The organism is Streptomyces sp. NPDC045021, assembly GCF_056432645.1.
This window is the reverse complement of sequence record NZ_JBWKIQ010000027.1, coordinates 13,644-35,427: the sequence shown is the minus strand read 5'-3', so window position 1 is coordinate 35,427 and position 21,784 is coordinate 13,644. Positions and strand designations below refer to the sequence as shown.

Sequence of the window (21,784 nt, the reverse complement as noted above, 5' to 3'; positions counted from 1 at the left end):
TGGCTCGGTGACCTTGAAGCGGAACGCGGCAGCCTCGACGTGGCGCCGCTGTGCCAACTCGCCGGTATCAAAGCCGGGCGGAGTGAAGCGCAGCAGTTTCGGCTGGGACAGCAGCCCAGCCGTGTCGGCCGGCATCCAGCCGTGCACAGCACCGCCACAGCCGCTCCCCCGTGAACCCCGCCCGCCGCAACGCCTCATCGGTGACCGTACGGTTCCGGACCGGCAACGCCTCCATTCCCAGGGACAGCGCGGAGGCGATCTGGAACGCCTGGACGGGGCGCGGCGCCAGCGCGGCAACCGCGCGATGGATCAGCACGTCGGCGGTCCGGGCGGCCTCCCCGCAGTGCAACCACAGGATCAACCCCGTGTCGTCCTTGGGCCGGACGGCGTAAGACACCACGCCGAAGACAGCTCCGGTGTCCTCCACGGCCACCTCGGTGTTGAGCCGGTCCAGTGCTGCCCACCACTGCGCATCGACCGGCGAGCGGCCCTCCAGCGCCTGGTGGAGCATCGCGGGAGTGGTCGCAGGCTGGCCGGGCAGGCGGTCGGCGTTGATCAGGCGGAGAACGGCCGTCTGGTCGGCCGGGGTGTACGGGCGCAGCGTCACGCCAAAAGGGATGCTCACGGACACGACCCTGGCCGGAAAGACCCCTTCTGTCCAGGGTGCGGGGCGCGCGCCGTGCGGTGCAACCGCCCCCACTGGTTGGGGTGGTGTCAGTCGATCCGGGCTCCGTGCTCGATGGCTCCGAGCAGCCATCGCTCGATCGCGGACACGACCAGAAGCACAGCCGTGTCGTTCTCCCGCGCGAGGTGCGCGCGGTCGACCAACCCGGTCTCTGTCACCAGCAGCGGGCCACTGGCGTCCAGTCCTGCGGCCTCATGGGCCATCGCCGCGCTGTAATACTGCTTGTCCCGGGGCAGCGCCCCGATGGCACGGTCCGGGAGCAGCGACAGCACCAGGGACTTGCAGCGCCAGTACCCGGACGGCAGATCCGGCCGGTAGCGGTCCGCGAGCGGTACCGCGAAGGCCGCCGATAGGAACTGCTCCCCGTCCTCGACTACGTGGCCGCCAGGCAGGGCGCCGGACGGCTACGGATGATGACGAGCTGGAGTAATTGGGGCTGACTGGGAGGCCGCGCGGAAAGCCCTGTGGGCGCACCCGGAGCATGCGGCGATCCTGACCGGCGGGAGGTGGCCGGCGCTCAAGCAGCCCGCAGAGGCGCCGGGGTGGGAGAACGCGAAGGGGTGAGGCCCACCGCTACCACGGGCCGGCGAGTAGAACTGCCAGCTCCTCTGGGTTGAGCGCCGCATCGCGTAGCAACCCGCGCCAGACGCCGTACTCGAGCGCGACCTCCGCGGCGAGAGCGGGGTCTGCCCAGGCCTCCTCGGTCATGCGCGGCCTGGGCGGGATGCCCGGCGGCAGGTTCGGGCCGACAGGCCAGCCCATGTCCTCCCCGTACCCGCCGACGTTGAACCGGGGCAGTTCCGTATGGATGGCCAGCCGTTCGGCGCCTGAGGCGCTGTCCTCGCAGTCGAACCATTCGACGGCTTTCTCGACGACCTGCGGCCACCACCACGCCCACGTCCCGTGTTCCTTCCAGCGGCGCTTGGGATCCAGGCTGATCCCGACGTAGAGGAGTACGCCGAAGTAGTCGTACAGCCGGTACAGGCAGGTGGGGGCGGCGGCTCGGCGGGCTCGACGCTCATCGAGAAGGCCTTCGTAGCAGGCGGGGCACAAGCCGTTCGGTGGGAAGCCGGGCTGCTTCTCGTCGCGGGGCCCGGAGCACAGGGCGCACATCTCCATGCTGGGCATCGTCCCGCGCTGCACTGACAATGCTGTGGCCCCGCGCCTCTCAACTGACGGGGGCCGCCCGAAGCGCAGCCAGCGCTGATGGGATGCTCCAGGGTACGAAGAGCCGCTGACAGCGGCGGGCTGCGAGGGGTGCTACTTCTTCCAGTGATCCAGGTAGCCGTGCTCTGCACCGCACCGGTTCCACGGTGGCATCAGCACCGCTCCGTCCTTGCATACGGCTGTGCGACCCTGACTGCTCTGGCGATCATCCGAACCGACAAAGATCGTGTACCGCGAGGCACGCAGCGACGAACACCGCCTTGGCCCCTAGCAGGACTCGCATCGCCCCCCTGTCGGGACTCCGATACCACGGGGGGACGTAGCGGGGTCTGGGTTCATGGTCCCGCATCTGGACGGTTCGCGGCCCCGAAGTGTGGGCTTCAACCCCGCACGTAATATCGAACACATGACCGAACCGGAGCCGAGCCGCCTAGCCAACCTGCGCGCCGTCGAGACCTGGCTTCAGTGACACCTCGACCGCACCTGGCAAAACATCCGCGACGAGGAAGCCCGGCTCGCCCGCGAGCAGGCCGCCACCAGCTGGTACCTCCAACACCTCCCCGGTGGAGACGGACGGCACGGGCGCGGGGTGCTGCACCGGCGCGGGTGCGCGTTCGCCGAGGGCACCAAGGTCGGGCGGGGTGAGGCTGTGGCTGCGCTCGGCGAGGAGAGCGTGACCACGTGCGAGGTATGCAAAGCCCGAGGTGGGGCTGCGGGGGTAGGGCCTTCAAGCGATCAAATCACGCACAGAAGCGGACAGATACTGTCTGCGGGCCGTCGGTTGCTTCGGCTCGGGCTACCGTCCGGCCATGAGCAACTACACAGGTCAAGCCATCGCCATCATGAACGACGGGTCTGAATTCGAGGTCACTGTCGACTTGCGGAGGGACACCACCAGCGCGCTCATGAGCTGGGACGGGACGCTCAGCGCGAAGGAGGGAGAAGCCTGGCGGATCTGCAACGCTATTGAAGGCGTCCTCCGGCTCCCGGGTGGACGTGAAGGCCCCTTCTTCGGCAGCACCTACCTCGTTGGGGCAACCGCCGCATCGTCCATCTCGGACATGACCATCACGGGCAGCGGAGAGCCACCCTTCTAGCGGAGGGCGCGGACTCTCGCAGCTCACCGGCCTCTGTCGAATTTCGTCGAACAATCCCGTGCGCCGTCGAACGGCGGGATCAACAGAACGCCCCGGCCTACGCGAGGCAGACCGGGGCGGGTGCGGGACGTCTCCGGGGGCCGCTCCAACCCCGCAGCAACGGGAGGACCCAGTTGCCTGAGCCCGGCCTGACCCGGCAGACAGTTCAGCGTGGCAGGCGGGTACGACAAAGGGGCACGCAAACTGGCCCGTCCGCGATACCGTCCCCGGCCATGAGCGCATCATGGACAAACTGGATCAGCCTCTGCGCCGCGGCCTTCGGTGCCATCGCCGCGGGCGGATCCTGGTGGGCGGCCCACAGTGCGAACTAGACCTCCCGAGCCGTCGCCAGAATTGAGCGCGACCGGTGTCACGCCGAGCTCACCCCCATCTTCCACATCGAGATCAAAGGCAGCAATCACGAGCACCCGACGCTCGACGTTCAACTCCGGGGCCCCGTCCAACTGCTCCACCTGGACTTGGTGCACATCAGCATCGCCAACGACGACCACGACCGCAGCAACGCTCTCCCCGGGCCCCGCACCCAGGCTGAAGTCGACGCCCAGGTCTGGGGCCCGTACCGGTTCAGCGCCGACGGAACGGACGCCAACGGGCGGGCCGTCGCACCCGTATCCATGGTCGTCGGGCCCGGTCGGCCCTTCACCCTCGAATTGACGAGGCCGCCGCACTCGCACGAGGGAGACGACGTCAGCGCCCGATGGTTCCATCAGTACGACGGCAAGCCGCTACGCCTCGTCCTCACCTGCACGCGAGAGGGGAACCGGCCCTGGACTGTGCCCTATTAGATCGAGATCCGAGCAAGGCCACGCATCCGATAGCGCGACCGGCCCCGGACACAGCGAAGCGACCCCACCAGCCCGGAGGCGGTGGGGGCGCGTTCTTCCCTCGCGAGCGGGGGTGGTCCGCCGGTTGTCCGTGTACGGCGTGCCCGTGGTGTGTTCTTCCCACGCGACCGGGGGTGGTGGTCCAGTACAGCATCCCGATCGGATCCGACGGCCAGGCTGGGGATGGAGTGGGCGTAACACCGGCCGCAGACGGTCGTTGAAACTCTTGTTCAGCGAAGTGCACAGCGGGACCCCGGGTGTCATCGACGGCGAGACAAAACCGGTCGCCGTGAAGCCCGGCGTATGGATTACCACCTTCTACTCGGTTATTTCCTCCTCGCAAACCTTGTGACTTGGCGCTCCGCGGTCGTTGACCAGGTTCGTCGGCCTACCGCAGTGCCGACAGGGATGAGGCTGGGAGGACCAGTGCGAGCTGTGGCTCCAGTCAAGAAGACCCGCGGCGCGGTCAGGCGCCGCTGTCCTCTGTGCGGCACCCGGCGCAGGAGAGGTCACGGCGGAAGCATCGAACCGTTGGCCATAGTCGAAGACCTCCCGCCGCAACGATCTGTGTCCGGCTTCTTGCCCATACCGGCAGATCCGTTCCAGCTCGCGCTCGCTGAGACGGGAAGGAACGGCGCGCGCCTTGCCCTGCTCTACGTCCGGCTCGGTGGGCAGCCCACCTACGCTCGCCGCATACAGGTCGCGGTCTGTCGGTCTCGTCCAGAAGCGGTTCATCCAGCGGCTCTGCGGGACGATGACTGGGACCCACTGTTCTGCTGCTGAACCACGGACCAGGTCGTCCAGCGTGGGGTTGTACACCTCCCAGACACCGTGGAAGTCGTTGCACTTGCCGGTCCTCTTCACCGGGCAGGGACCGGGGATCCGGGAGCAGCGGATCATGTCAAGCGTCCGCACTCCGCCGGCGACGCGCATCTCTTGGCCGTCGCGGATCTCCTGCCACGGCCGTGGCACGATCAGCGACCACGGGGCTCCGCGAAGCACCTCGGACAGCTTCTTCGCCGACGTCGTCCACGACGGCACGAGCCCGTCCCGGCGGGCGAGCCGGGCCCGGCGCCTCACCAGGCTTTCAGTGATAGCCGACACCTGGATCTCCCAGCCAACCGCAACGGATCCGACCACGGTCACGTCGGTACGTCGGTCGCCGCGCTCGGAGCGATCCTCCACCATGACGCGGAAGCCTTCGCGGCCACCTGTTGTGGCGATGCGCTCCTTCAGGGCCTTGTGCTCATCGCTCTCCGTCTTGGCCGGGTGCGTGCCGATGGAGGGATTGAAGTGGACGGCTTCACGCAGTCCGTAGCGGACCCGCAGGAACATCCACTCAGGACAGTGCGGCCGTTCCTCACGGCAGTCCAGGCACTGCAATCCCCGCTCGGGAACCGGGCGCTTGTCCTCGTATATGAGTTCCCACAGGTTCGGGATCTCAGGATGGTCCAGGTCCTCGAGGGTGAGGTCGATTTCAATGCCGAGTTGTACGTGCCAAACGCCGTTCGCCACAGATGTCCCCCACCTGATAGCTACACGAAGAACCTCCTGACAAGGTACGGCGAGCACTGACAACGGGACACCCCCCTCGCAGCGGTGACCGTGAGCACCGGGATGGGGGTGCGGCACGGTCACCGGTCAACTGGTCGATGCTGTTGTCCGGGACACATAGACGTTGAACGTGACGCTGACGGAGCGGTGGACGAAGGCATCGGCCTTGCCCATGGCATCGCCCCTGGGCGCGGGCATGCTCGACCAGCTCCCGCAGATGCGGGTACCGGGTGAGCTCCCCACCGATGAACTGGACCTGCGCGACACCCAAGCGGGCAGCCTGCGTGATCGTGTGCCGCCAGTCGTCGGCGGTCATGCTGCCGTGACCGCCGGACGGCGAGGACTGAGCATAGCAATGTGTACAGGCCAACTGACAGCGGCCCGTGACCTCCAATTCCAGGAACCAGCCCGCTAACGGGCCGGCCGCGGTCATGCGGGGCGGAGTGTGCGGGGTCATGGGAGAACCTTTCCCGATCGGGAGGGGTCGCGCAGGGACGGCTTCGCAGGAGCGCTGGTGCAGCCGGGGTGCGGCAGCTGGTGTTCGTAGTCGGGCGGCTCCGGGTGCCGCTCGCGTGTAGCGGTGGCGCTGACTTCGCTCAGGGCTGCTGCCACCAGGTCCCGGGCCCACTCCAGGCGAATCAGCAGGTCCTCGGACGACGGGCCGCCGCGCGGTTCGCCGTCCGGTGGCGGCGCCACAGTCCGGGCGGCACGCTCCAGCACCCGGGCAAAGTCCTGCGTAACCCGCCCGAGGTCGGTCGCCGCGCGGGCTTCCAATTGAAGGATACGGGCGGGTGACGGCTGATCAGACATGACGGGATAGTCCGTTCTCGTGGCGGGGTGTGGTCGGCGGGCGGGCACCTGTTGGTGCGGTGGTTGCTGCGGCGTGCAGGGCCTTGGCGACGCTGTCGCACAGCTGGAACACGCTGGTCAGGCCAAGGGTCCGCAGGATCCGGTCGACGGGGCCGGAAGCCTGGTCGGCCACCACGTACAAGGTCCGCCCACCGGGCCGGCCCTGCAGGCGCTGCAACGCCCAGACCAGAACACCGAGACTCGTCGAATCCAGGAAGTCCACGGCACGCAAATCCACCAGCAGATCCCCGCCCCCGTGATCGATCAAATCGCCCAGCTGGCCCCGCAGGGTAGGGGCCTCGTAGACCCCCAACTCCCCGGCGAGCGTCGCTACGGTGTGCCGGCCGTGCTGGTAGTGGGAGATGCAGGCCTGTTCGAAACCCAGGACCGCTCTGCCGTCATCCCCCGTCCAGGTCTGGGTCCGGGCCTCGATGGAGCGAAGGTTGGCCCTGACGGTCCGGGCGAGCATCCTTGGGTCGATGTCCTTGCCTGAAGTGTCCGTCATGGCGCTCGCTCGCCCAGGTGGAGAGACGGGTACGAGCGGGGAAGTAGACGCTGGGCGGGCAGGGGCATATCTCTCCCGGAGAGTGGGACGGATGGAAGTGGAGCTCCTCCCCCAGGTCAGACGGGAGTTCCACGCAGGCGGCGATGAACGCATGGCGCGCGGCGATCAGCAGCCCACAGTTTTTTCCTCTCAGCGCCGGCACCATTTGTACGGGAGTCGGAGGTACCGCGCCGGTCACACGGCTCGCCCCTCGACAGCGACGGTGCACCGCAAGTGCGTGCCGTCCGGGCTGACTGTCCAGGACGAGGCCAGGGCGTCGACCAGCGCCATGCCTCGGCCGGACTCGCGCTCCTGGTCCGGTGGCAGCACCACCGGCCGGCACGGGCTCCCGTCACAGACGTCGATACGTACTTCGCCCGCACTCTCGAAATACCAGAGAGCGAACTGGATATCCCCACCATTGCCGTGCTGGATCGCGTTGGTGACGATCTCCGAGATCAGCAGCTGCACCGTGGAGTCCAGACAAGGCAGATCCCACAGGGCCAGGTATGCGGCCCCCAGACGCCGTATTTGAGCGACCCGGTGGTCCGCGGGCGCGAAGGAGACCCGGGCACCTTGCGGGGAGGTTCGTTCGACGGGCACAGGTCCCTGACCGGTCTGCTCATGATCCGTCGCAGTCGTGGTCATGGAACAAGCCCTTCGTGTAGGTGAAGCGAGAATGCCGGAGAGCACGGGCGGCAGACGGTCCGGTGGACGTCCTGAGTAGCCCGGCTGGTCCCTTGCCACCGCCGGGGAACCCGTCCTCGGAGCGGCTCAACTACACTTCTTCATACGAGACTTGACGTGCAATCTTCCATGAAGTTTTCATGCGACATGGCATATGCAATGAGTCGAGCTATGCGCTACGCAAGGGGGTACCGAGGGTGACAGACTCGGGACTCAGGCATGGGTGAGCTGGACTCGGCCAGGTGTCAGCAAGACTCAGGGGTCGGAAGACCGGGCCCTGAGACGGCAGAGCACAACTCAGAGTCCAGGAGGGAAAGCCCATGGCGGCACCGAAAGGCCCTACGAGCCGGCGGGTCCATCTAGGCAAGGTTCTTGCACAGATGCGCGAGGAACGCGGCGAGCGCATCCCCGATGTGGCCCTGGCCCTCGGGTTCTCCGAGCTCAAGATGTGGCGCTTCGAAACAGGGCGCACGAGCCTTCCCAACCCCAGCGACCTCAAGAAGCTGCTGGAGCACTACGGTGTCGACGACTTAGAGACCGTCGAGAAGCTCCTCGAGATCCATCGGGAATCCCTCAGGGACGGATGGTGGGTTCCGTACAACCCGCACTTCCAGAAGGGCATGCGCGACTACGTCGGCCTCGAGACCGACGCGACCGAGATCTCCGCATGGCACCCGAACCTGATCTTCGGGCTCTGCCAGACGGAGTCGTACGCCCGCGCGCTGATCGAGAGTGCGAAATCGGTGGATGAGACAACTACCGAGTTCATCGAAACGAACATCGACCTCCGGATGAAGCGCAAGCAGATCATCACGGTCGAAGATCCGCGCAAGCTGTGGGTCATCATGGGCGAGGCAGCCCTGCGAGACACCATCGGCGGTCCAGAGATCATGCGTGAGCAGCTGGAGGAAATCCTGCGCCTCTCCGCTCTGGACCACATCACCATCCAAATCCTGCCCTCGACATCCAAGGGCTACCGCGTCAGCCAGAACTTCATCATCCTCACGATGGAAGAGCCACTGCCGAAGATGGTGCAGGCCGACCACGTGAACGGGCAGGCGTGGGTGACAGACAAACGGCCCGACGTCTGGAAATTCTCCCGCAGGCTCGAGGCCCTGCGGGCCGCGGCGCTCCCGCCGGCGGAGACACCGCACCTGATCAATCAACTAGCGCGAGAGATAGAGCCATCAACACATACGTGACGGCACCTCAAGTGGCCGAAGAAGCAGCCTGGTACAAGTCCTCCTACAGCGGCGCCGAAGGAAACGCCTGTGTAGAGATCGCACACCTGACCACCGACATCGGCATCCGGGACTCGAAGGACCCCACAGGCCCCGCACTCCTCATCCCCACAACGGCATGGGCGGACTTCGTAACCCTCGTCCAAACCGGACAGGTCGACTTCATCGACATCTAAATCCCACGAGAACAGCCCGCCTCAATCACAGTGAGGCGGGCTACTCTGCTCCGTCACCCTGCCACAGACGCAGGACACCCGGACAACTCGTCGACGAATAATCCACAAGCCTCTGGAACAGATCAGAAGCCCTCGCGGAGGCGGGTCCATCCCCGCGCGTGCGGGGAGCAGTCGGCCAAGACTGGCAGCGCGGGCGTGATCACGGGTCCATCCCCGCGCGGGCGGGGAGCAGCTGGCGTCGACTGACTCAGGTCAAGAGCGCATGGGTCCATCCCCGCGCGGGCGGGGAGCAGTTCATCGAGCAGCGCCGGCAGCGGGACTTTTCAGCCATGCCCCTATAACGTCGCGGCACGGAAAGGTACTTCCGTACAGGAGGACCCGTCTGACATCTTGCATTCACCACTCGTTTCGTACGGCCCGGCCGGTGCCCTCAGCACGACCGGGCCGTCTCCGGAGGACGCATTGATACCCCACATATCCAGCCGCCCCAGACGCACGCTGGTGCTGGCGGCCACGCTCGGCGCCGCCCTCGCGTTCGGCGCCTCGGGCGCCCTCGCAGGCACCCTCCCCGTCGCCCCCTCCACCGCGCCGGCCGCCAAGGCCCACGCTCCGGCCGCCGTGCCGGCTTCCCAGAGTGCGACCTGGGTGGCCGGCACGCGTGCCTACCTCGTGATCACCGCCCCCGGTGACAGTTCGGCGGTCCGCTCCGCGATCGCGGCCAACGGCGGCACCGCCTTCTCGAACTTCGACGCCATCGGCGTGATCGTCGCCCACTCGGCGTCCAGCGGATTTGCCGTCACCATGCGCGGCGTCGCCGGTGTGCAGCAGGTCGGCGCCACGCGCACCTCGGACGTCCCAGCCGACGCCTACAACCCGGCGCTCCCGGCCAATCCGGCTCAGGCCTCGACCCCGGCCGGAGAACCAGTCCGGGCCGACATGAGCCAGATCAAGGCCGACCAGGCCTGGGCCGTGAACCCGGGCTCCGCCTCGGTCAAGGTCGGCATCCTGGACACCGGTGTGGACGACCAGCACCAGGACCTGGCGCCCAACTTCGACGCGGCCGACTCGGTCTCCTGCGCCTACGGCAAGCCCGACACCCGTGCCGGCGCCTGGCGGGACGTCGACACGCACGGCACCCACGTAGCGGGCACCATCGCCGCGGCCAAGAACGGCAAGGGCGTCGTCGGCGTGGCCCCCGGGGTGATGATCTCCGCGGTCCGGGTCGCCGAGCCCGGCAACTCCTTCTTCTTCGCCGAGAACACCATCTGCGGCTTCGTCTGGGCCGGTGACCACGGCTTCAACGTCACCAATAACAGCTATTACACGGACCCGTGGCAGTTCAACTGCCCGGACAACATCGACCAGGCCGCCATCATCGAGGGCGTCAAGCGCGCCCAGGAGTACGCCGAGGGCAAGGGCTCTCTCCAGATCGCCGCCGCGGGCAACGAGAACTACGATCTCGCCCACAAGACGACCGACTCCGCGAGCCCGAACGACTCGACGCCGGTCACCCGCACCATCACCAACGCCTGCCTCGACATCCCGACCGAGCTGCCGGGCGTGGTCACGGTCGCGGCCAACGGCACGGGCGTCACCAAGGCCTCGTTCTCCAACTACGGGCAGGGCGTCATCGACGTCGCGGCGCCGGGCAGCAGCGTGTACTCCACCGTCCCCGGCGGCGGCTACGGCAGCAAGAGCGGCACCTCGATGGCCACCCCGCACGTGGTCGGCGTGGCGGCACTCATCGCCAGCGCCAACCCGGGAATCACCCCGGCGCAGATCCGCGCCAAGCTGGCCGCCCAGGCCAACGACATCGCCTGCCCCTCGGACAGCCGCTGCACGGGCACGACGGCCAACAACTCGTTCTTCGGCGAGGGACAGGTCGACGCCCTCAAGGCCGTCGGGACCACCCCGCCGCCCGGCAAGTACTTCGAGAACCTCGCGGACTTCGCCATCAACGACAACGCGACCGTGGAGAGCCCGATCGCCGTCACCGGCGTGACCGGCAACGCCCCGGCCACCCTCAAGGTGGGTGTGGACATCAAGCACACCTACATCGGTGACCTGAAGGTCGACCTGGTGGCGCCGGACGGCACCGTCTACACGCTGCACAACCACGCCGGCGGCAGCGCCGACAACATCGCCCAGACCTACACCGTGAACGCCTCCTCGGAGGTCGCGAACGGCACCTGGAAGCTGCGCGTCAACGACAACGCCGCCTCCGACACAGGCAAGATCGACGCCTGGAACCTGACCTTCTAGCGCAAGGCCCGGCAACGCCCGCGTACAGCACGCCCTGCGCCGGCGACAGCTCCGCGGCCGCGGACAAGGCGGGCTGCGGTCTGTTCGGCCTTGGCTGCGAACTGCTGGGCGGCAGAGGGCACATGGGCCCCGGCGGCGGTGTACGCCGCGGTCGGGGCCACCATGCCGGAGGGCATCCAGAAAGGCCGCGGACGGCCTGGGGCCGGTGTCCAGCTCACCGTGCGCCTCCCTGAGGAGCTGCAGGGCCGTGTCCGCGCTGACCGTACGGGCAGCGCGCGCCGCGGCCCCGAGGAGTGCCGGCCGGCTCGAGCGGCGGGCCGCCGTCCCGGCCCGGGGGGCATGCGCAGCGACTCCCAGCGGGCGCATGTCACCCACCCCGACCTGATGCTGCTGCCCGCGGTGTTCCGGATCGTCGAGAAGGACGGAGCCGCCTGGAAGGTCGGCAGCAGCCCGCATGCCAGCGCCGCATGACCCCCTCTCACGCACAGCCTCGTCCGACCCGGCCAGGGCGACCTGGGCGGCGGTCTGGCTCCAGGGGCCACGGACCTTCATCACCAGCAACGCCAGTTTGCGCCTGTGTCCACCAACTTCTTGGGATCAATGCTCGGATCGGCGGCCTCGGTGGCCAGCCGTGTCGCTCCGCGTCCACGGCAGCGGTTTCGTTGATTGTCCGGGTCTGCTCAGCGTTGCGGTCGTCGTCCGCGGACTTGGCGTCCTGGGCCTTCTCGATCGCGGCCGCAGTGCGGATCTTGAGGTCCGCGGTCTCGATTGTGCGTGCCAGGTTGAAGATGCCTCCCGCCTTGACGACATACGCGGTGGCAGCATCGGCTGCCTTCTTCGCCGCGAGAGCATGTTCCTTGGACGCGGAGGCGGGCTTCGCTGCCTCTCCGGCGTGCAGGGCGGCTGCCTCCGCCGCGTCAGCAGCGTTGTTGGCGTGTTCGGCAGCGGATTCGGCTGCGTCGCGTGCCTCGAATTTCTGCCGCAGCGGACTGGCCCCGCACGCGGCGGCTCAGGTACGTGGCCGGGCCGCCGTAGCGACGCTGGACGACGGCCGGGCCATGTCGGCAACGAGCAGACCCAGAAAGTTGCCAAGTCCGGGCAGTGATCACGGCCGACGGTTCTTTCGAGGATTGCCCTATCGCCGGATGCCGCATAACGGTTGGGGTATGACGTGTCGTCACCTCCTGACCTTGCGTGCGGCTGTCCGGCTGACTTCCTGTTGACAGTTCCGACCCATGTTAGGTTCCCACGTGAAGCTCTCCCGCGCGGCGCTTGCCGTAGCCACCGGCGCTCTGGCTCCGGTCCTGTTGCTCTCCTCGACGTCCTTCGCCGCCGGTGCGGCCCCCGCAGCCGTCGTCGCGCAGACCGCATCCGATACCGGCTCCGACTCGCCCTACGACTCGATGTCACCGGATGACCTGCGCATCGCGATCCTCCGTATCGTGGCCGACCCCAGCACCGGGAAGGGCGTCAACCGGGAAGCGCAGAAGGCCCTCGACGGCACCGTTGAGGACGCGCGGTATTTCCTCAAGACCGGTCGCTGGATCGCCCAGGCCGAGGACGAGCGCGTCGCGGTCGTCCGCATTCTGGCCGACCCCAGCACCGGGAAGGGTGTCTACCGGGAGGCGCAGAAGGCCCTCGACGGCACTGACGCGGACATCCACAATTTCCTGACGACCGGCCTTCGGCTCGCCCAGGCCGAGGACGACCGCGTCGCGGTTTTCCGCATCCTCGCCAACCCCAAGATCAGCAAGGTCCTGCGCGCGGCAGCCGAAAGAGTCGTCGACGGCACCCCGGAGGAACTGCGTTACTTCGTGACCGTCGGCCAGTATCAGGTAGCCCGCTGAACAAACGGCCCCAGCCGGGTTGCGTGTCGGCTCCGCGTCCGCGTGGCGGGCGCGGGGCCTGCGCACCGCGCACGGCGCGCAGGGATGACGGAGCAATGCTGGCCCGCACGGAGAAGGCACCGCAGATCCCGAGGCGGCCCCTGGCCGTTCGGGTCCACACCCATGGGATCCGCCGTGACCCTGTGGCGTGGTGATCCGCAGGAAGCACAGGGCCAGCACCTCATCGAATGAGCCGTCGACGACGACATCCGCTGGGGGCAGAACGCGCACCTGGCCTCCCGCGCCGAGCCAGGCATGCGGCAGGACCGGGACCGGCTGGTCCTGCGCGGTCGCCTTCAGCTCACACAAGACAGCGCGGCGTGTCTACAGATGGGCTGCTGGCCGGTCCTGTTCGATGTCGCGTCACCGATCCCCGCCAGCGCGGATGGTCCAAGCAGACAGCGTTGTCCTCCACCACCAGACCTGACATCACCCCAGCCTCGACAGAGCCGGGCCAGTGCTCCTGAGCCTCGCGGAGCGCCGCAGTCTGGCCGTCGCAGCCTGGCCGCCGACGACGTCGCCCCTCCAGGTGAGAAGCGGGCCAGGGCTCCGGCGTCCCGAGGTATGACTCCTTTAGAAGCCATCTCATTTGGCAGATTGGGGAGGCTGTCGGTTATGGCGGGGATCGTTGAGCGGCTGGTGCCGGATGAGTTGTGGGAGCTGTTCCAGCGAGTGGTGCCGGAGGCACCTGCGCGGCCACAGGGCGGCGGTCGACGCCGGCATGGTGATCGTGAAGTGCTGGCAGCTATCGTGTTCGTGACCACGTCAGGCTGTACGTGACAGCAGTTGCCCACCGCTTCCTTCGGCCCGTCAGGGGCGACAGCTCACCGTCGCTTCTCCGAGTGGAGCAAGGCCAGAGTATGGGCCAAGCTCCACCGCCTGGTCCTTGACGAGCTGGGCTCGCGTGGCGAGTTGGACTGGCTCCGCTGTGCGATCGACTCAGTGAACATGAGGGCTCTGAAAAGGGGGACCTGACAGGTCCGAATCCTGTCGATCGGGGCGAGTACGGGTCGAAAATCCACTTGCTCACGGAGCGGACGGGTCTGCCACTTTCCGTCGGAATCTCGGGGGCCAACCTCCACGGCAGCCAAGCCCTGATCCCCCTCGTCCAAGGCATCCCCCCGATCCGCTCCTGCCGTGGCCGCCGGAGGCGCAAGCCCGCAAAACTGCACGCGGACAAGGGATACGACTACGCCCACCTGCGACGATGGTTACGCCAACGTGGCATTCAGCACCGTATTGCTCGCAAGGGCATCGAGTCCTCACAGCGACTGGGCCGCCACCGCTGGAATGTCGAACGCACCATGGCCTGGCTCGCCGGCTGCCGTCGCCTGCACCGCCGCTACGAACGCAAAGCCGAACACTTCCTCGCCTTCACGAGCATCGCCTGCACCCTCATCTGTTACCGCAGACTCGCCAAATGAGATGGCTTCTTAATCACTGCAGCTACTGGGCCACTGCAATCCCCCCGACGACAGACGCACCCCAAACTGATCAGCGTAGGCCAGACCACCACCTACGATCAGAAAAACCGCTCCCGGACACGAAGGGCGCTCGCCAAGTTGGGGCTGGAGTGGGCGTAAGCGCCGCAGGGCGGGCCTTGTTACGAGGTGAGGTTCTCCTCGCGGATCATGCGGCGCAGGCCGGTGCGGGTGGCGGCGAGGTCATCTTCCAGTTGGGTGACGCGGGTGTGGAGAGCGGTGTTCTCGGTGGTGGTGTGGTGGAGCTGGCCGGTCAGTTGGTGGTTGTGTTGGGAGAGTTCGTCAATGCGGGTGGTCATGTCTTGGCTGATGACAGCGTCGAGTTGTTGTCCGAGGCGGTGGCTCATGGCGGTGCGAAGCCGGTCTCGTTCTTCTCGGAGCGTTGTGATTTCTTGGCGGGCGAGTTCGAGTTCAGTGCGCAGGCTGGCGGTGCTCGGAGGAGCAGGAGAATTGCCGGGTGTTGATCTTGAGTTCTGGCGAGTCTGTGCGGCGTGGATGTGTTCGCGGAGGCCTTCGGCGTAGGTGACAGTGTGAGTCGCATGTCCAGGTGTCGCGTATTCGCCAACGACATCAGTTGATCGTGACTGTGTGTCGGGGCTCTGCCGCATGATGACCGCCGTGAATACCGAGATACTCGTCGACGTCTGGCAGCACCTTCACACCGACCCTCGCAAGTCGAGGGTATTGTTCGAACACGGCACCTGTGTGGTGCTGACTGCCCCCGATGGAGACCTTGCCGAATAGGCAGGGGTACCGTGGGCGTCAACCGACGGGGAAGTTGTCCGTGCCCAGGACGTTCAGCAGTGCCAGCTTGTCGTGGCTCTCGGTGCCAGCGGTCGCGGTGAAGATCAGCAGGGACTGCGACTGGTCGTAGTCCTGCAGGTTCTGGCAGAACAGGTCGATGCGCCCGACCTGCGGGTGGACGAACCGTTTGGCGTCGCTCCAGCGCAGGCCGACCTCCTGCCGGTCCCACAGGGACGCGAACTCGGTACTTTGGCGCAGCAGGCTCGCCACAAGACGGGCGGCCTGCGACTGGGGTCCTTCCCTGGTGGAGGCTGCGCGCAGGAATGCGACGTTCACGCGGCTGTTGTGAGGGTGGTCCTCAGAGAGGTAGCGCTGGCGGGCGGTCGGGTCGGTGAACCAACGGTAGGGGGCGCTGCGGGCCTCGGCGGTGTAGTGGATCTGTTCGCCGAGCAGCGCGACGGCAGGCGGGGTCTGCAGCAGCGTCTCGCCGAGGGGGCCCATGACCTGGGCCGGGGTGTCCTGCAGTCGGTCCAGGATGCGCATCAGTCCCGGGTTGACGTGCTCGTCGCTCAGCTGCCGCAGTGGTGTGCGGTGCCCGCACAGTAGGAACAGGTGGTCGCGCTCGTCCGGGGTCAGCCGCAGCCCGCGGGCGATGGCCGCGGCCATCTGCTGCGAGGGCTGCAGCCCGCTGCCGCGTTCCAGGCGGGCGAAGTAGTCGGACGACATGTCGCACAGCTCTGCGACTTCCTCGCGTCGCAGCCCACGGGCACGCCGACGGGTTCCGCGGCGCAGGCCCACGTCCTCCGGTTGCAGCGCCTCTCGCCGGGCGCGCAGGAAGGCGCCCAGTGACGCGCTGTCCACCGCCTGCTCCATGGGCACCTCCCGGAGGTCGTGTGTCGTTGGGACCTCGGTCGAGGTCAGCGTGTTCCATCGTCGCAGCTGTGGGCGACCGCAGCCACTGACTGTCATTCAGTGGTTGAGCAGGCCCTTCATCCGCATCGCCGCATGTCGTCCACTGGTAGGGAGCGGCTGCGCGGCGACCGGCGCGGCGGCAACCGAGACGAGAGAGGGATCAGATGGCCAAGTGGACAGCTGCCGACCTGCCGGGCATGGCCGGCAGGACGGTACTCATCACCGGAGGCGGCACCGGCCTGGGCCTGATCACCGCCCGCGAGCTCGGGCGCGTCGGCGCTCGGGTCATGCTGGGGGTGCGCAGCCCGGACAAAGCCCGCCAGGCGATCGCGGGGGTGCCCGGCGACTTCGAAGTCCGACAACTGGACGTGTCCGACCTGGGGTCCGTACGCCGCTTCGCGCAGGCGTGGACCGGCGACCTGGACATCCTGATCAACAACGCGGGTGTCATGGACATCCCGGCGGCGCGCACTGCGGACGGCCTGGACGTGCAGACCGCGACGAACTACACCGGTCCCTTCGTGCTGACCGACCTGCTCCTGCCGCACCTGACCGACCGCGTCGTGGGTGTCACCAGCCAGCTGCACCGGCAGTCCAAACTGGACGTGGACGACTTGGACTGGCGCTCGCGCCCCTACAACCAGATGCACGCCTACCGAGACTCCAAGTGCGCGGTCGTTTTGTTCTCCCTGGAGCTGCAGCGGCGGCTGACGGCGGCGGGCAGCCCCGTTCGGTCGGTACTCGCCCACCCCGGCATCGCCACGACGTCCCTGGCCGCCCACTCCTCGGCGAACGTCATCAACCGCTTCTCGTTCCTCCTCAACGACCCCGAGCACGGAGCCCTGCCCATCCTGTACGCCGCCACGCAGGACGTGCCCGGCAACGCCTACGTGGGCCCGGACGGCCCGGGCAGCATTAAGGGCTACCCCACCGTGCGCAAGCCCAGCAAAGCCGGCCTGGACCAGGCGAAAGCCGCCGACCTGTGGCGGGCCACTACCGAACTGACGCAAGCCGTAGCAGCCGACCGATGACGCACCTGGCAGCGGTCGACGGCGCCAACGTGTTCGTCCAGCACGCCTTCGCCGAGCAGAGCGTCGACCTGGGCGAGATCCGCATGAACTACGCCACCGCCGGCAACGCCTCCAACCCTGCCCTGCTCCTTGATCCCCGCCCAGACCGAGTCGTGGTGGGGGTACCAGAAGGCGATGCGGCTGCTCGCCGACTGGTTCCAGGTCTATGCGGTGGACCTGCAAGACCAGGGCAGGTCGACCTGGACACCCGGCCGCTACAGCCTCGACATCGCTGGCGGTGACCTGGTCTGAGGGCACCCGAGCCAAGCTGAAACGCCTGGTCAAACTCGGTGTGCTCAGCGAAGCCGGCACAGGCAACTTCGCCAGGAAACAGCAGCCGGCGACGTCTGACCCGCTGTCCAGCTCACCCGGAAAGAGACACCGGCCCGCGAACGTTTGCTCAAATCTCCAGCCTCTGCGGCGGAACCTCGCGGACCAGGCTGGTCGGCGGGCAGTGGGTGCGCCACCCCAGGAACTCGTAAAGCGCCCGCCCCTCGACCGTCGCGGCCAGCACAGCAGACGACGAGCCCGAGACAACAGCGACGTTCTCAAGCGTCCGCATGACGAGGCTGCCAAGTCCCTTGCGACGGTGGGCCGACGAAGTCTCGACCTGGTCAAAGACGAAGGCGTCGTGGAGGACTTCCCGGCGACCTGACGGCGGCCGCAGTAAGCGGTTCGCTGAGACCGATGACGCCGACCTCAGTCTCCCGCGTTCTCCCCCTCAACCGTCTGCTTGATCCGGTCGATCTGAAGCCTCGCGAAGGCGTCGTAGGGCTCGCTTTCGGGAAGGTCCTTGCTCGCTACGCGGACCAGGGTTCCGCCGAGGCGCATGAAGATCTCAGTGTTCCGCCCGGTAAACGCGTCGGTCTGGTCCGCGTCCGCAGAGACTTTCAGCGGCTTCGCCCCGGCGCCAACTCTGCGGCGCTCCTTTGTCGCCAGGCCCTTCATGGCACTCTTCGCGTCGGTCGGCGTCTTGAAGGCGTAGATGGTGAAGACGACCTGCTCGTCGCTTCCCTGTTGGATGTGCGACGAGCCCAGGGCCACGAAGCCGCCGCACTGCGTCGCCGTGTCGGCCCTACAGGTCTCGAGGGACGCGGCCGGCACGTCCATGTCGACGCCGAATCCCTCCCAGCCCTGCGGGGCACTTCCCGTGTTCACCAGGGCCCTGCGCACCTGATCCGCTGTGAGCACGATGGGCGCCTTCGACTGGTCATCGTCGGCCCCAACCCTGCTATCTGTGCTGCTGCTGGTGCTGGTCCTGTCGGTGCTGCCGCTTCCGGCGCCGCCGTTGCCTCCGCAGGCCGTGAGCGCCGCCGCCACAGCGGCTCCCGCCACCATCCCCCGTACCACCCTGAACACCGTCAACTCCCTCACTGACCGGACCATTTGGCATGAACTCAACCGCATGGACGTGTCGACTGCCAAATCCCGATTGAGAATGCGAGCGTGACCGGGTCTCGGGGGTCGCTCTCTTACAGATTGTCGGTCACCACGGGACGCACCCGCGTGTGTTCGGTGCCCCAAACCGGGCAATCAGATACGACAACTCTCAGAACGCCCAATGAGACGACATACTGGAAGGGCGGCGATCCAGGCGGTGGCGGCTTCCCTGGCAGGCTGACGGCCGCCCAGCGGATCCGTACGGGCCTCAGGACATGCTGCCCCGGCACACCGTTCCCGGGGCCGGGGTGCGGCCCGTGCGGAGGTATTGGTCGACCGTCTGCGTGACGCAGCGGTTCTGCGGGTAGGTGCCGTGGCCCTCCTCCTCGGCCGTCAGGAGCACGCCGACACCATCGCCCAGGGCGCGGGCCATGTTGCGGGCGCCGGAGTAGGGGGTAGTCGGGTCGCCGGTGCCGCCGACCACCAGGACGGGGGCCGCGCCGTCGGCATTCACCTGGGGCGTGGCGCGCTCGCCGTCGAACGGCCAGTTGTAACAGAGGTAGACGCCGGTGGAGAAGGCCGCGCCGAAGACGGGTGAGGCGGCTTTGATGCGGGCCGCGTCCCTGTCGAGGCGTTCGAAGTCGGGGCGCAGGCTGGAGTCCGCGCAGGTGATCGCGGTCCGGGCGGCGCGGCTGTTGTCGGGCGGGGTCGCCGCGTGGTCGGCGGAGCCGATGTCGTTGGCGCCTTTGCTCAGCGGACGGCCGTCGTTGTGGTCGATCAGCGCGGTGAGGGCCTTGGCGAGCGGCGACCAGCCGTCGGTGCCGAGGTCGAGATAGTCGCTGACGGCGTACGCGAGATCGTTGGCGTCGAGGTTGATTCCGCCGCCGGCCGGGGCGGGCTTGTTCTTCAGGCGCTCAGCCAGGCGCGCCATGCGTCGCGCGGCCTCCTGGGGCCCGTCGCCGGTCGGGCAGGGGCGGATACGGGCCGCGCAGTGCGCAGCGAACCGGTCGAACGCCGCCTGGACCGCCTTGACCTGCGAGACCTGCTCGTCGTCGTGGTCCTGGGTCGGATCGACGGACGCTTCGAGGACGAGCCGTCCGACGTGCGAGGGGTACAGGTGGGCGTAGACCGCGCCGAGCGCCGTTCCGTACGAGACGCCGAAGTAGTGCAGCTGCTCGTCGCCCAGGAGGTAGCGCATCAGGTCGAGGTCGCGCGCGGTGTGCGAGGTGCCGATGTATGGCAGGAGCGCCCCGGAGTGCTCGGCGCAGGCGTCGGCCCCCTCGTAGCCGGTGTCGTCCGCGCTCTTCCCGCAGCGCACGGGGATGGTCGCGCCAACGCCGCGCGGGTCGAAGGAGACCAGGTCGTAGCGGTCCAGGAGCGGCTTGTACTGGTTGAGGAATGCGGGCAGGCCGCTCACCCCGGACACGCCGGGTCCGCCGAAGTTCAAGACGAGCGAGCCGATGCGCCCGGCGTTCGGGCCGGTGGCCTTACGGCGGATCAGGGCGACATCGATCGTCCTGCCGTCCGGTTTGCGGAAGTCCAGGGGCGCCTTCATGACGGCGCAGTCGTAACCCGCGCGCGCGGTGGGCGGCGAGGTACAGCTCGACCAGTTCAGGTGCTGGCCGGTAGTGAGCGCGGAGGGCAGACCAACGGGCGGGTTGCTGGCGGTGAACTCCGTACGCGGCTCGGCACTCCGGCCCGGAGCGCCGTGCTGGAACCAAACGCCGACCGCCCCGATCACGGCCAGGACGACCACAGCGATGATGCGCACACCGACCGAAAGGCCCGGCCTACGGCTTCGTATCGGATCTGCGTCACTCAAATCCCCACGCTCCCACCCCTGAACGCCCACCCCGTGCCCACATGCCCTCACCCGTGATCATCCGACCGTCCAATGAGTGCAGAGTACAAGCCGCCTGAGACAGCCCGGCTCGCGACAGTACCCACAAGGTCGGCGACCGAATCGGCCGTGACTTCACCGCCGAGTACGCCCGCAGGCCTGGCCGATCGGCCAGGCCTGCGGGCGTTCAGGGCATCCGTACACGAGGCACACAGCGCGGGACCGGGCCCTGTGCGTAAAGGCCAGTGCCAGAGCACCACGAACCCTGTCATCTGCACCATGACCGCCCTGTAACACCAGCAGTCAGGCGCAAAAGTGGTGGGCGTACCCCCGGCACTCGGGGGTACGCCCACCTCTTGTTTCAGGCTTGCGGTACGGGCAGGAGAACCAGCGCAAGCGTCCCTGCCTCGACCGCCGCAGGGTCGACCGTCAGCCCGCAGTACCGGCCGACACCCTCAAAGACCCGCTCTGGGATCTCGTGCCCGTGCTCCTCGTAGTACGCCTCTACCTCCTCCGCCGTGAAGGTGCCGGCGTAGCGGGACGGAAACACAGCGCCCACCTCCTGCAGCGCGGCATCCAAGGCCGAGCCCTGGCCGGTGCTCTCCCCGAACTCCGCCTGCCACGTACGCCCGTCATTGCCCGGGGCGTGCAGAATCCGGGACGGGCCGATGCCCCCGTTCAGCGTGAGACAGACGACCTCCTCGCCCACCAGCGGGCACATCTGCGGAACTGCCCGGAACCCCAAAGACCAGGTCGCAGCCCACGCATCCTCCAGGACGTACACCCAATCCCCGCACGTCCCGAACATCGCCCGCCCGACCTCCCCCATGTCCGGGGGAACAGCCAACTCAGCGCGCTCCCGGTACAGGTCCCCGCAGTCAAGTTGCTCCGAGTCAGCCCCCAGCCGTATCAGGAACTCATCCGCATCCACGCCACGGGCCGCAGTGAGCGAGATACCGCCCACCATCCCCGGCACGCCGCTCTTCGGATCCTCATGAGCGCGCTCGCCCAACCACCGCAGACCGTAGCCGTGTTGATCGCTCACTTCTCTTCTCCAAATCGGCAGACAGTAGTAGCCGGACTCCGGGGACAACGTGACGACACAGATTTGGCCTCCGTCGCGGTAGGACGAACTCCCCGGCTTCAACCCACGGCGGGTGCCCGGATGGAGTCCGCCATCGTAGCGACCCTGCGAAATGGGGTCCGTCAGCGTCTCGCAGTCCTTCACCCAGCTCTCCCACTGGCGCCCCACGCCCGGCACCCAGGTCCTCGGGGGCCGACCTCCCAGGTCTCCGCACCTCCACAGAAGTTGGACCAGAGCCTGA

At 67.7% G+C, this 21,784-nt stretch carries 22 protein-coding genes and 2 pseudogenes; 11 read left to right on the top strand and 13 right to left on the bottom strand.

From position 1 onward, the window contains the following. Positions 1-67 precede the first annotated feature (67 nt). The 3 genes from AC07DC_RS40960 to AC07DC_RS40950 all read right to left on the bottom strand — a co-directional run bounded on the left by AC07DC_RS40960 (position 68) and on the right by AC07DC_RS40950 (position 1,804). On the bottom strand, positions 68-625 hold the full coding sequence (locus tag AC07DC_RS40960; protein ID WP_478920024.1) for a hypothetical protein: 558 nt from the start codon (positions 623-625) through the stop codon (positions 68-70). Positions 626-714: 89 nt separating this feature from the next. Further along, positions 715-957 carry a hypothetical protein gene (locus tag AC07DC_RS40955; RefSeq protein WP_478920023.1) on the bottom strand — a complete coding sequence of 81 codons (243 nt, stop codon included), beginning with the start codon at positions 955-957 and terminating at the stop codon, positions 715-717. 301 nt (positions 958-1,258) lie between these two features. After that, positions 1,259-1,804 carry a GIY-YIG nuclease family protein gene (locus AC07DC_RS40950; RefSeq protein ID WP_478920021.1) on the bottom strand — a complete coding sequence of 182 codons (546 nt, stop codon included), beginning with the start codon at positions 1,802-1,804 and terminating at the stop codon, positions 1,259-1,261. Between the two features lie 541 nt (positions 1,805-2,345). Between AC07DC_RS40950 and AC07DC_RS40945 the strand changes: the two genes are divergently transcribed. The 3 genes from AC07DC_RS40945 to AC07DC_RS40935 all read left to right on the top strand — a co-directional run bounded on the left by AC07DC_RS40945 (position 2,346) and on the right by AC07DC_RS40935 (position 3,794). Further along, positions 2,346-2,711, top strand: coding sequence for a DUF6233 domain-containing protein (locus AC07DC_RS40945; protein ID WP_478920037.1), 366 nt, complete (start codon positions 2,346-2,348; stop codon positions 2,709-2,711). Continuing rightward, entirely contained in the window at positions 2,662-2,949 is a 288-nt protein-coding gene (locus tag AC07DC_RS40940; RefSeq protein WP_478920020.1) for a hypothetical protein, read from the top strand. Before AC07DC_RS40945 ends, AC07DC_RS40940 begins: the two co-directional genes overlap by 50 nt. Positions 2,950-3,470: 521 nt before the next feature. Further along, positions 3,471-3,794, top strand: a complete 324-nt coding sequence (locus AC07DC_RS40935; protein ID WP_478920018.1) for a hypothetical protein — start codon at positions 3,471-3,473, stop codon at positions 3,792-3,794. A gap of 357 nt (positions 3,795-4,151) precedes the next feature. Here AC07DC_RS40935 and AC07DC_RS40930 read toward each other — a convergent pair whose 3' ends face one another. The 5 genes and pseudogenes from AC07DC_RS40930 to AC07DC_RS40910 all read right to left on the bottom strand — a co-directional run bounded on the left by AC07DC_RS40930 (position 4,152) and on the right by AC07DC_RS40910 (position 7,428). Further along, positions 4,152-5,348, bottom strand: coding sequence for a competence protein CoiA family protein (locus AC07DC_RS40930; RefSeq protein ID WP_478920017.1), 1,197 nt, complete (start codon positions 5,346-5,348; stop codon positions 4,152-4,154). A gap of 280 nt (positions 5,349-5,628) precedes the next feature. Then, positions 5,629-5,820: pseudogene (locus AC07DC_RS40925) on the bottom strand (radical SAM protein); the annotation flags it as partial. A 20-nt stretch (positions 5,821-5,840) separates the two neighbouring features. After that, positions 5,841-6,197, bottom strand: a complete 357-nt coding sequence (locus AC07DC_RS40920; protein WP_478920016.1) for a hypothetical protein — start codon at positions 6,195-6,197, stop codon at positions 5,841-5,843. Beyond that, positions 6,190-6,741 carry an STAS domain-containing protein gene (locus tag AC07DC_RS40915; protein ID WP_478920014.1) on the bottom strand — a complete coding sequence of 184 codons (552 nt, stop codon included), beginning with the start codon at positions 6,739-6,741 and terminating at the stop codon, positions 6,190-6,192. Before AC07DC_RS40915 ends, AC07DC_RS40920 begins: the two co-directional genes overlap by 8 nt. A 234-nt stretch (positions 6,742-6,975) precedes the next feature. Beyond that, positions 6,976-7,428 (bottom strand): ATP-binding protein, encoded by a 453-nt coding sequence (locus AC07DC_RS40910; protein WP_478920012.1) that lies wholly within the window; start codon positions 7,426-7,428, stop codon positions 6,976-6,978. 359 nt (positions 7,429-7,787) lie between these two features. On the opposite strand from AC07DC_RS40910, the gene AC07DC_RS40905 reads away from it, so the two are divergent. From AC07DC_RS40905 to AC07DC_RS40880, 6 genes and pseudogenes are all read left to right on the top strand, one after another. Next, a complete protein-coding gene (locus AC07DC_RS40905; RefSeq protein WP_478920011.1) occupies positions 7,788-8,669 on the top strand; it encodes a helix-turn-helix domain-containing protein in 882 nt (293 codons plus the stop codon). Further along, positions 8,666-8,884, top strand: coding sequence for a DUF397 domain-containing protein (locus AC07DC_RS40900; protein ID WP_478920010.1), 219 nt, complete (start codon positions 8,666-8,668; stop codon positions 8,882-8,884). Before AC07DC_RS40905 ends, AC07DC_RS40900 begins: the two co-directional genes overlap by 4 nt. A gap of 501 nt (positions 8,885-9,385) precedes the next feature. Continuing rightward, positions 9,386-11,146: a S8 family peptidase gene (locus AC07DC_RS40895; protein WP_478920008.1), complete on the top strand. Its 1,761-nt coding sequence runs from the start codon at positions 9,386-9,388 to the stop codon at positions 11,144-11,146. Between the two features lie 339 nt (positions 11,147-11,485). Next, positions 11,486-11,617, top strand: coding sequence for a DUF5954 family protein (locus AC07DC_RS40890; protein WP_478920007.1), 132 nt, complete (start codon positions 11,486-11,488; stop codon positions 11,615-11,617). 764 nt (positions 11,618-12,381) lie between these two features. Continuing rightward, positions 12,382-12,993 (top strand): ALF repeat-containing protein, encoded by a 612-nt coding sequence (locus tag AC07DC_RS40885; RefSeq protein WP_478920006.1) that lies wholly within the window; start codon positions 12,382-12,384, stop codon positions 12,991-12,993. Positions 12,994-13,647: 654 nt separating this feature from the next. Beyond that, positions 13,648-14,456 (top strand): annotated as a pseudogene (locus tag AC07DC_RS40880) (IS5 family transposase). Positions 14,457-14,635: 179 nt separating this feature from the next. Here AC07DC_RS40880 and AC07DC_RS40875 read toward each other — a convergent pair. Further along, a complete protein-coding gene (locus tag AC07DC_RS40875; RefSeq protein WP_478920005.1) occupies positions 14,636-14,812 on the bottom strand; it encodes a hypothetical protein in 177 nt (58 codons plus the stop codon). A gap of 463 nt (positions 14,813-15,275) precedes the next feature. Further along, entirely contained in the window at positions 15,276-16,130 is an 855-nt protein-coding gene (locus AC07DC_RS40870) for a helix-turn-helix transcriptional regulator (protein WP_478920004.1), read from the bottom strand. 203 nt (positions 16,131-16,333) lie between these two features. Here AC07DC_RS40870 and AC07DC_RS40865 point away from each other — a divergent pair, with 203 nt between their 5' ends. Both AC07DC_RS40865 and AC07DC_RS40860 read left to right on the top strand, forming a co-directional pair. Next, complete coding sequence (locus AC07DC_RS40865) at positions 16,334-17,200, top strand: SDR family NAD(P)-dependent oxidoreductase (protein ID WP_478920003.1); 867 nt, start codon at positions 16,334-16,336, stop codon at positions 17,198-17,200. 129 nt (positions 17,201-17,329) lie between these two features. Further along, positions 17,330-17,491 (top strand): alpha/beta fold hydrolase, encoded by a 162-nt coding sequence (locus tag AC07DC_RS40860; RefSeq protein WP_478920002.1) that lies wholly within the window; start codon positions 17,330-17,332, stop codon positions 17,489-17,491. A 447-nt stretch (positions 17,492-17,938) separates the two neighbouring features. On the opposite strand, the gene AC07DC_RS40855 is transcribed toward AC07DC_RS40860, so the two are convergent. The 3 genes from AC07DC_RS40855 to AC07DC_RS40845 all read right to left on the bottom strand — a co-directional run bounded on the left by AC07DC_RS40855 (position 17,939) and on the right by AC07DC_RS40845 (position 21,687). Beyond that, positions 17,939-18,613, bottom strand: a complete 675-nt coding sequence (locus AC07DC_RS40855; RefSeq protein WP_478920001.1) for a hypothetical protein — start codon at positions 18,611-18,613, stop codon at positions 17,939-17,941. Between the two features lie 274 nt (positions 18,614-18,887). Further along, positions 18,888-20,390, bottom strand: coding sequence for an alpha/beta hydrolase (locus AC07DC_RS40850; RefSeq protein ID WP_478920000.1), 1,503 nt, complete (start codon positions 20,388-20,390; stop codon positions 18,888-18,890). A 430-nt stretch (positions 20,391-20,820) separates the two neighbouring features. Continuing rightward, positions 20,821-21,687: a hypothetical protein gene (locus AC07DC_RS40845; protein ID WP_478919999.1), complete on the bottom strand. Its 867-nt coding sequence runs from the start codon at positions 21,685-21,687 to the stop codon at positions 20,821-20,823. Between the last annotated feature and the right edge of the window lie 97 nt (positions 21,688-21,784).